Raw genomic sequence first — 14833 nt, 5'->3', positions numbered from 1 at the left:
ATCACCTTCAAAAGCATTTTGGGATGGTACCCAGGATTTCCTTCTTTACTATAGGCTTCAAGTAACGGCTGGATATTTATTTTCTCTACAACGGAGTTAATAACCCGGACCGGATGATGCGCAGGTATTAATTCATCAAACGAATGAGGGAAAAGAGTCGACTGGTTCTGGTTGTAGGGCTTAAATTTCATCGCTTAAAATATTGATAATCAATACTTGAATATAATAAAAAATAAACTTTCTGCCAAAAAAATGCATAAAAAAACCGCCTCAGTTTTGAGACGGCTTCTTTTTATCTGCCGATGTCTTATTTACTATTTCGGCTTCAAAAAGCTGTTCAAAATATTTAAGCAGTTTTTGTTTTACTTCAGCTTCATCTACAGGCACGCCAAGTTCGGCATGCATAGAGGTTACTGCCTTGCCTCTAATGCCACAGGGTATTATATTATCAAAATAACCCAGGTTTACATTTACATTAAGGGCAAAGCCATGCATGGTTACCCAACGCGATGCCCTCACGCCCATAGCACATATTTTTCGGGCAAAAGGCGTACCCACATCCAGCCAAACACCGGTTTCGCCATCACTACGTGTTCCTGTTAGTCCATAATCGGCCATGGTAAGTATAATTACCTCCTCAAGAAAACGCAGGTACTTGTGTATATCTGTAAAAAAGTTATCAAGGTCCAGTATTGGGTAACCTACAATCTGGCCGGGGCCATGATATGTAATGTCGCCACCCCTGTTTACCTTATAATAGGTAGCGCCTCTTGCCTCAAGCTGTTTTTCGTTAAGCAGCAAATTTTCTATATCGCCGCTTTTGCCAAGCGTATACACATGCGGGTGCTCTACAAACAAAAGGTGGTTTTGCGTTTCGGCAGTCAGTTCTTCCCTCCTGTTCTTAATTTTAAGGTCTACGGTATCCTGAAAAAGTTTTTCCTGATACTCCCACACCTCTTTATAATCCTGTAAGCCAAGGTCATTAAATTCTATCTGCTTGTTCATTGCTATAGCTTCTAAATTGTTGTACAAATTTACGAAACTTAATGGCACGCAATACACAATAACAGGCACAGATGTTATATACTAATTGTTACCCTGCTGCAAATTGCTTATTTGTTAATTATCATTATCTTTGCGGGCTTAAAACATTAATAAATCATGCAGCTTTCAGAACAAGAAATCATTCGTAGAGAAAAACTGGATGCGCTGAGAAACCTCGGCATCAATCCTTATCCCGCAAACCTTTATCCTGTAGATACTACATCTAAGCAGGTAAAGAACGATTTTTCTGAAGGCAAGAAGGTGGTGGCAGCAGGACGCTTAATGTCTATCCGTGTTCAGGGTAAAGCAGCATTTGCAGAATTACAGGACAGCGAAGGCCGTGTACAGATATATATTAACCGTGACGAAATTTGTCCCGGCGAAGACAAAACGCTTTATAACGAGGTGTTTAAAAAACTGATTGACCTTGGTGATTTTGTAGGTGTAGAAGGCGAATTGTTTACTACCCAGGTGGGCGAAAAATCGATACGTGTAAAAAACTTTACACTTTTAAGCAAAACGCTACGCCCTTTACCCCTGCCTAAAACAGATGCAGATGGTAATGTATTTGACGGCTTTACCGATCCTGAACTGCGTTACCGCCAGCGTTATGTAGACCTTGTAGTTAACCCGCAGGTTAAAGAGGTGTTTGTAAAACGCACAAAAATGTTTAATGCCATGCGCAGTTTCTTTAACGACAAAGGTTACTTTGAAGTGGAAACTCCTGTACTGCAACCTATACCGGGTGGTGCAGCAGCAAGGCCATTTGTTACACACCACAACAGCTTAGACATTCCGCTTTATATGCGTATTGCTAATGAGCTGTACCTAAAACGCCTTATTGTAGGTGGGTTTGATGGTGTTTACGAGTTTTCTAAGAATTTTAGGAACGAAGGTATGGACAGGACACACAATCCTGAATTTACCGCTATGGAAATATATGTAGCCTATAAGGATTACAACTGGATGATGGAGTTTACCGAGAACCTGCTGGAGCATTGTGCCCTTGCAGTAAACGGCACTGCCGATGTTACTTTTGGCGAACATGCAGTAAGCTTTAAAGCGCCTTATGCCCGCGTTACCATGACCGATGCCATTAAGCAATATACCGGTTTTGATATTACAGGCAAAACAGAACAGGAATTGTTTGAAGCTGCTAAAGGTATGGGCATTGCCGTAGATGATACTATGGGCAAGGGCAAGCTTATTGATGAGATTTTTGGTGAAAAATGTGAGGGTAACTTTATACAGCCTACTTTTATTACTGATTACCCTAAGGAGATGAGCCCACTTTGTAAGGAGCACCGCGATAACCCGGAACTTACTGAGCGTTTTGAGCTTATGATTTGTGGTAAAGAGGTTGCCAATGCTTACTCTGAACTTAATGACCCTATAGACCAGCGCGAGCGCTTTGAAGCACAGCTTAAATTAGCAGAACGTGGCGATGTAGAAGCAGCTCAGTTTATTGATAATGACTTTTTACGTGCGCTTGAATACGGCATGCCGCCAACATCGGGTCTTGGTATAGGTATGGACCGTTTAATAATGTTCCTTACCAATAATGCATCGATACAAGAGGTGTTGTTCTTTCCGCAAATGAGGCCTGAGAAAAAACAGGTGGAACTTACCGAAGATGAGAAGGCAATTGCCGAGATACTTAAAGTGAGCAGCCAGCTTGCCCTTGATGCGCTTAAAACACAAGCAGCATTAAGCGGTAAAAAATGGGATGCTGCCATGAAAGGCCTTACTAAACACGGCCTTATAAAAGTTGTTGTAGATGGCGATTTAAAGACTGTCGAGTTTAAAGGATAACTTACGGTTTTCAATATAAATTGATAAAGCTGCCCCTCAGGCAGCTTTACTTTTTACATATAGATATTTATTACAAATTTAGAATCTTTAGTATTCAACCCGTTGAAAGACATAAACAGCTGAATCTTGCTTTTTATACATTTTAAGAGTAATTTTCTCTGCATTATTTCTTAAATACCATTTTAAATCACCCATTTTTAAATCTTTAAAATAATAGTAGTCTGTTGTGTCTTTCCTTTTTTCAGATTTCTCAAATACTAAAGGATAAGTGTAATGTTTAGAATTAACTCTAATGCTATCCGGCATCTGAGCAAGCGAATCTGTTATATAAAAATTTACCTTTATAATTTTTTGTGGTGGGAACGAAATAACCCTGAAATCAGGAACCGGAAAGCTATTCTGCTCAATTTGCCTTTCATCCATTACATACTTATCGGTACGGGGAGCGCCAATATTCCAACAACCCACGAACAGTAAAGCACCACAAATTATTATGATACTCTTAGCACGCTGCTTTACCAAAATAAATCCCCTCATATTTTTATACCTCATTCGCATACTGTATTAAACAACCTTTATAAGTATATCTAAAAACTAAAAAAAACATTTAAAATTACATGAAGGTATAATTATTTACAAGTTATTACAAACTATAATTTAAATTAACCGACCAACGGTAGTTTGCCTCTACCCTGCCACCGGTCAAGTTTTGAGATATAGGCAGCATGCCATTAACACCTACAGAGAATTTACCCATACCAGCCTCAAGCCCTAATTTACCTAATAGTATATCGCCTTTTGTTTGCGGCACATCCTGGCCATATTGCCTGTTGGTAGCATAAACCTCCCCGGCAAGGCCAGCCTGCGGTACTATGGTAAATTTATCTTTTTCTATTACATAAAAAAATGTCCCTGCATAGTTTAATTGGTTACCAAACTGGTATTGTTCCTTATTCTTCGACTTAAAAGCATAGTTAAGCATAGCATTAAAACCCAGGTTTTGTTTCTTAATCACATACTCAGCAGCCAATAAATAATCCCAGGCTCCGGTACCCAACTGAAAGCTGGGGTTCACACTGCCATTATTAGCGCTGTCGTATTTACCTACCGGTGCTTTTACACCTCCACCCGCTTTTAAAGTATGTGTAAAGACAGTACTGTCTTTCGTGGTTTGATAAATAGTATAAAATCCTAAAACCGTAATATCGCCCACACCATCTATTTGCTGCTTACCTGTAGAAAGTGCCCTGTTATTAGTATGGTAGGGCACCTGCGCAGATATCTCAAAGTTTTTATAAACCGGTATCCTTGCCCACAGTTGTATGGTATTAAAATTCTCGTCTACCCAGGGAGAATTGGCAAAAATACCATCGCGGCTGCTGTAACTTTGATAAAAATAGCGAATGCCCACAAAATTACGGTCTAACATAGAGCTAAAGCCCATACCGCCCCCACTTGCCGAACAGCCACAGGCATCGCAGTCGTCAAATTCATAAAGGTATTTTGCGAAATTGGGCGGGGGAGAATTTCCATCGCCTGCAATTGCAATAGTGGTACTAAAAAGGGCAAAAATTATAATTACTATTGTACTCTTCATTGTATTTAATATTCTGAAAATCGCGCATCGGTTAGATACTGATTATCGGTTAGTGTTTTAAGGAACGCCACAAGCTGCAATCTCTCTGTAGCAGTAAGCGGTATCCCTAAAGTTCCGTTAGATTTTAATAGAGGGTCTAACGTTGGCGAATCTGTTACGCCCGATGAATAATGGTTCATTACAGATTCTAAACTTCCAAACCTGCCATCGTGCATGTAAGGAGCTGTTTTTTCTACATTGCGCAGGCTTGGCACCCTGAATTTATAATAATCGGCATCAAGCTCTGTTACTTTATAGCGCCCTACATCATTTACCATCGGGTTTACGGCGAGGCCATTATTACGAAAAGACTCATCGGTCATTAAATCGGTAGCGTGGCATGAGGCGCATTTAGCGTTAAAAGTGGCATAACCCGCCAGCTCGTCGCTGTTTAATGTCCCTCCCGGCTCGTTGCGTCGGTATTTATCAAACTTAGAGTTAGAAGATGTTACCATAACCATAAACTGAGACAATGCCTTAAGCATATTCTCTGTAGTTATAGCCCCATCTGCAAATGCCTGATTAAACAGTTTTTTATATGCAGCATCGCCTTTCATCATTGCTAAAATAGCATTAAGGTTACCGTTCATTTCTATAGGGCTGGTAAGCGGTATCAAGGGCTGCAGATCCAGGTGTGTACTCACGCCATCCCACATAAAAGAAGTTTGATAGGCAAGGTTTTGTATAGGTGGTGCATTGCGCGTGCCCACAAGGTTATCTACCCCGTGACTTACAGTGTGCCCATGATGGGTAAAGGCATATTCCTGCATGTGGCAAAACCCGCAGGACACTAAACCATCTGATGCTAAGCGCCCATCATAGAACAACTTTTTACCCAGCTCAAAACCTTTCTCTGTAGGCGGGTTTTGGCTAATATCATAAGCCATAGCAGGAAAGTTAGAAGGCACCACTACACTTAGCGGAAGGTTAGTATAATCTTCTGTACCTTCATTATCAGAACAGCTTACAAACAACAGCGCAAACACCCAAAGAAAATAGTATATTTTCATGGTTATAATTTTTAATAAAAACATTGCCCTTACAAACCCTGAAGGGCAATATTTTAAGCTGTTGTTAGTCGTTGTGTACGTGATCTATCCTAAACATACTATTTAGGTTAGCAGTAATAAGTGGCAGGTTAGCCCCACCCATTATCATGGCACCCATACCGCCCATGTTATTATCTGACAGTTTAATTTTATTAGTACCATCAATAATTTCAGAAAGGTCGGCTACGATATGTACAACAGGAGTAATTGTATTGCGCACCAATGCTTTAGATGGCATATCTAAAGTGATTTCGGTGTAATTATAATCCGTACCGGTCTGGCCGGTATGCACCATAAATGGCGTAGCAGTAGTAACTGTAGGCGATGTAAATGTACCTTCGAAAGCTAAAAATTTATATCCGGCCGACCAGCTCCAAAGCATGTCTGCCGCCTGAGCCAATGCCAGGAAATCTCCCTGTCCTGATGCACCAAGGTTAAACTGTTCCTGGTCTACCCCTATACCAAATTTTATCTTTGTATAGTCGCCCGCCGGCACATTACTAAGATTTAAAACGTGGGTATTAGCATTTGCCTCATCTACTATAAAATAGCTTTCGCTTTTAGGATAAGTAAAAACAGACCCATCGGCCTTTATAAGCACAATGTTGCTCACGATGTACTTAATAGTGCTGATTTTTAAAACCTCACCGTTAGATGTTGTATTGGGCTGTGTGTTTAATATCAGGTCGTTTCCTGCAAAAGAATTATCAAATTCTATCCCTATAGTACCGGTACCGGAAACATTGTTAACTGCGTTATCGTCGTCGCTGCAAGAAGTAAATGCAAGTGTAATTGCCAGTAGGGCAATGCTTTTTAATAAAGTATTTTTCATTTTTGTTATTTGTTAAATGTTGAATTATTGGTATGCGCATAACTTTCAGGCAGCAAAAGCCGCATGAAAAAGTGCATAAAATGCAAACTGATTTAAGAAATAACGAGGGGCGGATGAAAAATAGAATCAGAATTTATATGAACATATAAATTGCTGTATAGTGATGTATTCCGAGTATTTAATTGAGTAAAAAACAGTTGGAAAGTAAATGATGATAATGGCTCTAAAAATAAAACCTCAGCTTCGGCAACATTGCTTTTCTTTTGTGATAGTGGCTTGTCCTGTTCGGCAGTTTTGGCAAGCTCTTTCATAAGGTGGCACTTACCGTTACAGTGCATCATAGGCTTTGCCTTGTTTACACAAAGCACTTTTGTTATATAATCGTAATTAATAATATAATCGGCAACCGGAATGACCGGGCGCACTAACATTAAGAATACTATTACGAAAATACTATTTTTCACACTGCAAAAGTAACCCCGAAAAGTTAGTACAAAAAAATATTTTTCATAAAAATTAAACCTTTTTATTACAACTGTGTCCTATAGCTATAATAATTAAACCTATAACTATGAAAACGTGGATTTTAACAATGGTGATGTTAACGGGTTTTGCAATGAGCGCGCAGCCCGCACAAAGAGGAATGGAGGGCCACAGACCCGGAAAAGAGCACCAAAACCCTTTTACGGCAACACAAAGAGCTGAATTACGGTCTAAGAACCTTGCCTTAAAACTGGACCTGACTGATAAACAACAAAAGGAAATTCAGAAATTATTGCTTACCCGCGAAACTGAAAAAGAGCAATTAACAGCGCAGCACAAAGCAAACAGGGATGCCGTTAAAAAGCCGACTGCCGACGAAAGATTTGCAATGATGAGCAAAAGGCTTGATGCCGAAATTGCCATGAAAAAGGAGGTGAAAAAAATATTAACTGTTGAGCAATTCGCAAAATATGAGCAACTTAAGGACGAGCAGCACAAAAAAATGAGTAAAGGCGCTCATAATTTTAAAAAACATAACCGAAGATAATATTTTTAGTGTTAAAGTTTTGTGATGTTTTGTAAATTAAGTAGATTTGACTTTATAAATAATTAAATCAATTGCTATCATGAAAAAAATAATCGCCATTTTGGTCGTTATGCTTGGTTTTGGCTTTACTGCAAATGCCCAGCAAAAAAGGGTTTCTGTAAAATCGCCTACTACAGGTGTACAAGCTGTTGCTAAAGACCCTGTTGTAGAACAGGCTGCTACTAAAGATCTTACTGCCCTTACAAAAGTTGTGACTCTTAATGATGTAGAGAAACAAAACTTTAAAGGCCTGTTTGAATACAAACACCGCGAGCTTAAAAAAGCACTTACTCCGGATCAGAAAAAAGTACTTTTAAACAGTATAGATGCTAAACTAAGAGCTTCTTTAACACCAGATCAAATGGCTAAACTGGATGCTAACAAAAAAACGCTTACCCAGCTTACAAACTAAGATAAGCTTTATACCTTATACAAAAAAAGCTCCCAAATTGGGAGCTTTTTGCATTTTAACCTTGTACAATTTTATAACGCCGAAGCTACCTTATCAATAGCATTTAATGTAAAATCAAGATCATCATACATTAGTGCATCGGTAATAAACCATGTTTCATATGCCGATGGTGCTATATAAACACCCTCGTTAAGCAGGCCATGAAAGAACTTTTTAAAAGTTTCGTTATCTCCCTTTGCTGCCGATTTAAAATCGGTCACAGGGTTGGCATCAAAATGAACCGATATCATAGACCCCATACGATTAATGGTATAGCCAATATTTTTAGCTTCCAGAATTTTACGTATTCCGTTTTCTAAGTAAGCCGTTTTTTCTTCGAGCCTCTCAAAAATTGCAGCATCGTTATTTAATGCCTTAAGCATTTCTAACCCCGCAGCCATAGCCAGCGGATTGCCCGACAATGTTCCTGCCTGGTATACAGGCCCTACGGGCGCAAGGTAATTCATGATCTCGTTACGGGCAGCAAAGGCACCTACAGGCAGCCCTCCGCCTATTACTTTGCCAAAAGCCACGATATCTGCTTTTACATTATAAAGTTCCTGTGCACCACCTTTTGCAAGCCTGAAGCCTGTCATTACCTCATCAAATATCAATAATGTGCCATTAACATCACATAGTTCGCGCAAGGCTTCAAGAAAACCTTCAGCCGGTGGTATGCAGCCCATATTGCCCGCAACAGGCTCTATTATTATGGCAGCAATTTCATTAGGGTTTGCAGTAAACAGGTCGTTTACATTTTGCAGGTCGTTGTAGGTAGCCAGCAACGTATCTTTAGCCGTGCCCTGTGTTACGCCGGGGCTATTAGGCGACCCAAAGGTTACCGCACCGCTACCCGCCTGTATAAGGAACGAGTCGGAATGGCCATGGTAACAACCGGCAAATTTTATAATTTTTTCGCGGTTTGTAAAGCCCCTCGCCAGTCGTACAGCGCTCATGCAGGCCTCTGTACCCGAGTTTACAAAACGTATTTTATCTATATTAGGCACCATGCTAACTGCAAGTGCAGCAATCTCAGTTTCAAGGGCGGTAGGCGCACCAAAAGAGGTTCCCTTTTTTGCCCTTTCTACAATAGCATTTACTACAGGCTCGTAAGCATGGCCTAATATCATAGGCCCCCATGAGTTAATGTAGTCTATGTAGCGATTACCGTCTTCGTCATACAAATACGGCCCTTTAGCTTCTTTAATAAATATGGGAGTCCCTCCTACCGATTTAAAAGCGCGTACCGGAGAGTTTACACCTCCGGGAATTACTTTTTCTGCTTCGGCAAAGAGTTGGCTGCTACGTTGATATATCATTGTTTTATTTTACTTTTAGTACCTGGCCAATGGATATTGCATTGCCCGACAAGCCGTTTAACTGGATAAGCTCATCTACGGTCATATTATTTTTTTTAGATATAGAATACAGGGTATCACCTTTAAGAACCGTATAAGATCCTGCTGCTGCTACCGGAGTATTTGTGCCTTTTGAGGGCTCCTGCGCTGTTGGTGCAGGTTTAGTTGTACTTACAACCGCAGGCGTTGGCTTAGGCTCTGCCACCGGTTTAGGTGCCGGAGTATAATCATTACCTAAAACCTCAGCATCATATTTAGCAAGGTCGTAACGCTCTATGAGGCCAATAAGTTTTTCCGGATATTTAGGGTCTGTAGCATAACCAGCCGCCCTTAAACCTTTAGCCCATGCTTTATAGTCATCTTTTTCGAGCTTGAACAAAGTAGCATAACGACCCCTCGAAGTAAGGAACAGCGAGTGATCATCAAAAGACTCTGACGCTAATTTGTATTTACGGAAACACTCCTGTTCAGAGTCATCATCATGATATACCTTATCTCCGGTCCAGTCATTGTGGCATTTTATACCAAAGTGGTTGTTGGCATTAACACATAGTGTACCCCTGCCCGCTCCAGACTCTAAGATTCCCTGTGCCAATATAATACTTGCCGGTATACCATACTTTTTCATGTTGTTTTTAGCAACATAATCGTATTTTGACACATACTCTTTAACCTGGTCTGAATATACCATGGTTTTAGAGGTAGATTCCAGCACCTCCGACGAGCGCGTTTCGCTACCGGCAGTTGCAGTTTTAGATGTTTTTGATTTTTTAGGTGTCCTGTTTTTTACAACACCATTTTTTGTAGTCTGAATTTTTGGTTTAGTACTGCCGCAGCCCATTATAAGGCCCAGCAAAACAAAAGCTACAATTTTTTTAAGCATGCTCTCACGTTTTAATTGTGGGTAGTTTTTTCCGCATTAGTTCCCTGTTCATTCCTGCTATACCCTGCAAACCACCGGTGTGAATAAGCAATATATCAGAATTTTGAGAAAAATAACCCTGATTAACAAGGTCTATAACGCCAAAAAACAACTTTCCCGTATATACAGGGTCTAAAAGGATACCGGTAGTATCAAAAAAATGATTCATAAAAGCTATTAGCTCCGGTGTTACTTTACCGTAACCCCCAAAGTGATAGGCTTCTGCCAGTTCCCAATTGCCCTTTCGCGCAAATTTACAAATATCATCGGATAATCCTGCACCTTTTAACGCCGGAAACCCAATTACTTTTTGGTGCGGCAGTGCCGAATTGATGATTCCTGATATAGTGCCACCCGTGCCCACTGCGCAGCAAACATGGGTAAAGGCTGCATCATCGCTATTTAATATCTCTTCGCAGCCTTTTACCGCGAGTGCATTTGTACCGCCTTCGGGCACCAGATAAAAATCGCCAAATTGCTTTTTCAGGCTTTCAATGTATAAAGTGTCGGTTTTATAACGGTAGGCTTCACGGGTAATAAATTCAAGCTGCATACCACAACTTCGGGCGAAAGACAAGGTAGCGTTTTCATTAATTTTATGGGCCAACTCTTCGCCTCGAATTATGCCAATAGTGTTAAAACCGTATTCCTTTCCGGCGGCTGCCGTTGCTGCAATATGGTTGCTGAACGCCCCGCCAAATGTTAACAGGCACGAAGCACCATTTGCTTTTGCCTGAAGTATGTTATATTTCAATTTCCGGAATTTATTTCCAGAAATATGCGGGTGCAACAGGTCTTCGCGCTTAACAGTGAGCCGAATATTATTAGGCAAATCGAGATAAACAGGTTGGTTCATACCGCAAATTAACACAAATTATATTAACAATAAATGTGTTATTATAATTTGTACAACTACTATAACATTATATACCTTAAGTATCGTGAATGTTAATTTGTTGTATCTTTGTAGCCTGAATAATCTTATGAAGATGATGGAAGATGAACAAAATATAAGAGGCCCTTTAATTGCTAAAATATCTTTTCATAAAGTATTGGAAGCATTAGAAGAGATAGCAGAATCTGACGTTGATTACCGCTCCGATTATGCAAAGGCACTACTACGCCATACCGCGCCCTATCCTGAACTACGCGATGGTATTACAGATTTATCATTGCTTGATAAACACGAACAGTTAATAAGGAATTTACTGGCCGACCTTTTCCCTACGGCACTTACCAATAACGAAATTAAAGCTGCCGCAATACCCTTTTTTAACTTTACATTTAACCACACTGCACGGTTTAAAAAAATACTTGCAAACGCAGGAGAAGATTTTGATATGGAAATTCGTAATTTTGATGACCATCAATTTTACGTGTTTTGTTGTTGCCTGATACTTAATGACCACTACGGTTGCCATCTTGATATTAGTAAGCCCCTGTTTTATGATATACCTGATGCTGATGGTATAATGAAACATTACCGCATATTATACAACGGCGACTTTCTTGATTTTATACCTACAGATAAAGCAGTTTCTCTTACTCCCGAAGACATTAGCAAACTGATAGATAATTTTGATAACCTTGACCTGTGGAAAGAAAAATTCCCTGAAGGCAGCTGGATATCTAAAGGTTTTGGTATAGTATCATTATTTGATGCTACTACAGAGAGTGCTATTTCTAACCTTAAGAGCAGCCTGCTTGTAAGTGACGAGCTTAAAGAAGTTAAAAAGGCCAACTTTGAAAATATCTTTCGCAGTATCTACAGGATTTCCGATCTTAAAATAGGCTTTACCGAAATAAATGTTGAGGATAACGTATTTAAAATTGCGCCTTTTAAAGATATTAAAAGCCATATTTTAGTAGGAAACAAGGAAATGAATTGTGGCACCATGTTTTGCACCTCTACATTACAACAGCTTATAGATGAACGCAAATATATAATTATCAGCGATGTTGAGCTATTTATACAGGAACATCCGGATGATACAGCATTTGCAGGACACCTGCTGTCTCAGGATATAAGGAGCTGTATACTTGCCCCTATTATTAAAAACGAAAAGTTTTATGGTTTTATAGAGCTGGTTTCGTCGCGCCCTAAAGAGCTTAACAGCATTAATGCTATTAAACTTGCTTATGTATTGCCTTTTCTTACAGATACCATAGAGCGTTATTACTCTGAACTGCAAAATGAGGTAGATGCAATTATCCAAAACGAATATACTGCCATACACCACAGCGTGTACTGGAAATTTAGGGAAGAAGCCTTGGCGCATGTACACTCTAAAAACAATAATCAGGCATTTAAAGAAATTGTTTTTAAAGAAGTATATCCGCTGTATGGGCAGATAGATGTAAAAGGATCGTCTACCGCGAGGAACGACTCTACAGAGAAAGACCTTATTTTACAAACAGATAAACTGCTTGGCCTGTTCAGGTTTATTTTTAAACAGGAAAAACTGCCTCTTATAGAGCAGCACATTTATGAGCTTGAAAATATTGAGGAAGGGCTGGGCAAAGAGCTAAAAGCAGATACCGAAGCTACGATACAAAACTACATTATAAACGAAGTGCACCCTGTTTTACAACACTTTGATTCGGCAAATAGTGAAATTCACCAAAAAATTGCCGATTACTTTGGAACGCTTGATTCTAAAGTAAAAATGGTTTACGAAAGCCGCAAGGATTTTGACGATACACTTTCTATAATAAACAAGCAGCTGGCTGCCGTGCTCGATGAAAAGCAGAAGGAAGCACAGGCATTTTTTCCACATTACTACGAGCGTTTTAAAACCGATGGTGTAGAGCACAACCTTTATATTGGGGCATCTATATCGCCTAAGCATGCTTATAACCCGCTTTACCTGAATAACCTTAGGTTATGGCAATTACAGGCTATGTGCGAAATGGAGAATGAATACTATAAGCTTAAGCCTACACTGCCTTATGAGCTTGATGTAACATCGCTTATACTGGTATTTAGCACACCAATATCTATACGTTTCCGTATGGATGAAAAGCGCTTTGATGTAGACGGCACTTATAACGCTCGTTATGAGGTAGTTAAAAAACGCATCGATAAATCGAATATAAAAGGTACAAACGAGCGTATTACACAAAAAAACAAGATAACCATTGTATATACCCAGAAAAAAGAAGAGATGGAGTACCGCAGGTACATACAGTTGCTACAGCATAAAAACATGCTGGGCAATGTAATAGAAAGTTTTGATGTAGAAGACCTGCAGGGTGTAACCGGATTAAAAGCATTGCGTGTTGCAGTAACCTATAATAATAACCAAAGGCCCGAAGGCACTTACAGCTATGACGACCTTTTAAAAGAATTACAACATAAAGAATAACATTACTTATATAAAACAACAACGGCAGCTTTGTAGCTGCCGTTGTTGTTTTATATAGTTTAAATTAATTATTCATAAAAGCATATACAAATGCAGCTACAGATATTACAATGCCAAACATAAAAATATTATAGGTAATGCGCAGCAGGTTATACTTACGGTTAAGTACTTTACCTAAAAGGTAAAGGTCTTTTATCATGGCATTGTACAGGTAGTCACGATCCTTCATCATGTCGTTTATTGCCCACTCATACTCTTCCATTGGCATTTTATAAAAGTTCCCAAAGAACAATAGGTTAACCTTGCGGTCTTCTATATCCTTACGGGTAAAAGTGCCGGTTGTAACCTTGGGCCTTGTAGATAATATGGCAAACACTATACTGGTTGTGCTAAACAGCATCATAACAAATGTGGGCACAATAAGGTGAGAATTAGCAGGCGCATCAAGCTTAGGTATAAGCGAGCTTAATGCAATAGATATTATAATAGCATTTACAGACAGCAGTATATTTGCCTTACTATCGGCAATTTCGCTAAGACGGGTATGGTTGTTAAGCGTAACCCTAAACATGGTATCTATACCCCTGTCGGGCCGTTCCTGCTTGTCATGCTTTTCTTTTTCTTTCTTTTTCTTCTTATCTTTTTTCTCTTTCACTTCTTCAATATCTTCTGCGGCCTGCGATTGTAATCCCTCAATAACTTCTTGTAGCTGGGCAATATTTATTTCTTTAAGCGGCTGTAAAACAGTTTTGCCATATTCGGTAAAAAAGCGGTGGTTTTGCAGTAAAACTTTCCTGTTCCCCATAGCCCATTCAAGGTCGCTAAAATACCTGCCCTGCGTTTTCTTCCATTCTTCACGCAATAGTTCTGACAGATGCACATAATTAGGGTCGGCAAAATGAGAACAGTCGGCATCCTTAATAATTTTTTCCAACTCATTTTGGGGTTCTAATCCCAGTTGGGTAGATTTAATAAGCTGTGCAACAATAGCAGCCTTATCTGCAGGATAACCATTTTCTTTAAGAAAATCCTGTGCCATAATACTACCACGGTATTCATGCCCTTCCGGCCCCTGTAAGTATCCTGTATCATGAAACCACGCTGCAAGTACCAATAACTCAGTATCATTTTCGTTTATACCTTCAGCTTTAGCTATAATGCCTGCGTTATTAACCACGCGTAAAGTATGGTTAAAATTATGGTAAATATAATTGGGAGATAACTTATCTTTGAATAAATGAAAGACGTAGTTCTCGGCTTTTTCAACAACATCCATAGGTAGGAAAATTAACACC

Annotated in this window: 15 protein-coding genes; 4 read left to right on the top strand and 11 right to left on the bottom strand. The window is 39.5% G+C overall.

Annotated elements, in window-relative coordinates; genetic code table 11:
* Positions 1 to 191, bottom strand: a 191-nt coding sequence (locus F565_RS23105; RefSeq protein WP_020213684.1) for a transposase, incomplete at its 3' end; no start/stop codon positions are given.
* 79 nt (positions 192 to 270) lie between these two features.
* A complete protein-coding gene (gene lipB / locus F565_RS0113040; RefSeq protein WP_020213683.1) occupies positions 271 to 1005 on the bottom strand; it encodes a lipoyl(octanoyl) transferase LipB in 735 nt (244 codons plus the stop codon).
* A gap of 156 nt (positions 1006 to 1161) precedes the next feature.
* Between lipB and lysS the strand changes: the two genes are divergently transcribed.
* Complete coding sequence (gene lysS / locus F565_RS0113035) at positions 1162 to 2856, top strand: lysine--tRNA ligase (RefSeq protein WP_020213682.1); 1695 nt, start codon at positions 1162 to 1164, stop codon at positions 2854 to 2856.
* An 87-nt stretch (positions 2857 to 2943) separates the two neighbouring features.
* Here the strand turns inward: lysS and F565_RS0113030 are convergent, their stop codons facing one another.
* From F565_RS0113030 to F565_RS0113010, 5 genes are all read right to left on the bottom strand, one after another.
* A complete protein-coding gene (locus F565_RS0113030) occupies positions 2944 to 3408 on the bottom strand; it encodes a hypothetical protein (protein WP_154652603.1) in 465 nt (154 codons plus the stop codon).
* Positions 3409 to 3499: 91 nt separating this feature from the next.
* Complete coding sequence (locus tag F565_RS0113025) at positions 3500 to 4453, bottom strand: transporter family protein (RefSeq protein ID WP_020213680.1); 954 nt, start codon at positions 4451 to 4453, stop codon at positions 3500 to 3502.
* Between the two features lie 5 nt (positions 4454 to 4458).
* Complete coding sequence (locus F565_RS0113020; RefSeq protein WP_026300046.1) at positions 4459 to 5502, bottom strand: cytochrome-c peroxidase; 1044 nt, start codon at positions 5500 to 5502, stop codon at positions 4459 to 4461.
* Between the two features lie 64 nt (positions 5503 to 5566).
* Positions 5567 to 6373 carry an MbnP family protein gene (locus F565_RS0113015; RefSeq protein ID WP_020213678.1) on the bottom strand — a complete coding sequence of 269 codons (807 nt, stop codon included), beginning with the start codon at positions 6371 to 6373 and terminating at the stop codon, positions 5567 to 5569.
* A 92-nt stretch (positions 6374 to 6465) separates the two neighbouring features.
* Positions 6466 to 6837 carry a hypothetical protein gene (locus F565_RS0113010; protein WP_035642744.1) on the bottom strand — a complete coding sequence of 124 codons (372 nt, stop codon included), beginning with the start codon at positions 6835 to 6837 and terminating at the stop codon, positions 6466 to 6468.
* Positions 6838 to 6944: 107 nt separating this feature from the next.
* Between F565_RS0113010 and F565_RS0113005 the strand changes: the two genes are divergently transcribed.
* Together F565_RS0113005 and F565_RS0113000 are read left to right on the top strand one after the other, a co-directional pair.
* Positions 6945 to 7403 (top strand): hypothetical protein, encoded by a 459-nt coding sequence (locus tag F565_RS0113005; RefSeq protein WP_026300045.1) that lies wholly within the window; start codon positions 6945 to 6947, stop codon positions 7401 to 7403.
* A gap of 79 nt (positions 7404 to 7482) precedes the next feature.
* Positions 7483 to 7854, top strand: a complete 372-nt coding sequence (locus tag F565_RS0113000) for a hypothetical protein (protein ID WP_020213675.1) — start codon at positions 7483 to 7485, stop codon at positions 7852 to 7854.
* Between the two features lie 71 nt (positions 7855 to 7925).
* On the opposite strand, the gene hemL is transcribed toward F565_RS0113000, so the two are convergent.
* The 3 genes from hemL to F565_RS0112985 are packed head-to-tail and all read right to left on the bottom strand — an operon-like array spanning position 7926 to position 11029.
* Complete coding sequence (gene hemL, locus F565_RS0112995) at positions 7926 to 9212, bottom strand: glutamate-1-semialdehyde 2,1-aminomutase (RefSeq protein ID WP_020213674.1); 1287 nt, start codon at positions 9210 to 9212, stop codon at positions 7926 to 7928.
* A gap of 4 nt (positions 9213 to 9216) precedes the next feature.
* Complete coding sequence (locus F565_RS0112990; RefSeq protein WP_020213673.1) at positions 9217 to 10134, bottom strand: glucosaminidase domain-containing protein; 918 nt, start codon at positions 10132 to 10134, stop codon at positions 9217 to 9219.
* 4 nt (positions 10135 to 10138) lie between these two features.
* Positions 10139 to 11029, bottom strand: a complete 891-nt coding sequence (locus F565_RS0112985; protein ID WP_020213672.1) for a 1-aminocyclopropane-1-carboxylate deaminase/D-cysteine desulfhydrase — start codon at positions 11027 to 11029, stop codon at positions 10139 to 10141.
* A gap of 133 nt (positions 11030 to 11162) precedes the next feature.
* On the opposite strand from F565_RS0112985, the gene F565_RS0112980 reads away from it, so the two are divergent.
* Positions 11163 to 13538 carry a GAF domain-containing protein gene (locus F565_RS0112980; RefSeq protein ID WP_231559640.1) on the top strand — a complete coding sequence of 792 codons (2376 nt, stop codon included), beginning with the start codon at positions 11163 to 11165 and terminating at the stop codon, positions 13536 to 13538.
* 64 nt (positions 13539 to 13602) lie between these two features.
* Here F565_RS0112980 and F565_RS0112975 read toward each other — a convergent pair whose 3' ends face one another.
* The gene (locus F565_RS0112975; RefSeq protein ID WP_020213670.1) at positions 13603 to 14814 is read right to left on the bottom strand and encodes a Pycsar system effector family protein; all 1212 of its coding nucleotides are present in this window, start codon (positions 14812 to 14814) and stop codon (positions 13603 to 13605) included.
* Between the last annotated feature and the right edge of the window lie 19 nt (positions 14815 to 14833).

Source organism: Flavobacterium rivuli WB 3.3-2 = DSM 21788, assembly GCF_000378485.1.
Taxonomy (GTDB): domain Bacteria; phylum Bacteroidota; class Bacteroidia; order Flavobacteriales; family Flavobacteriaceae; genus Flavobacterium; species Flavobacterium rivuli.
Note: the sequence above shows the minus strand (reverse complement) of the source record. Positions and strands in the feature narration are given on the sequence as shown.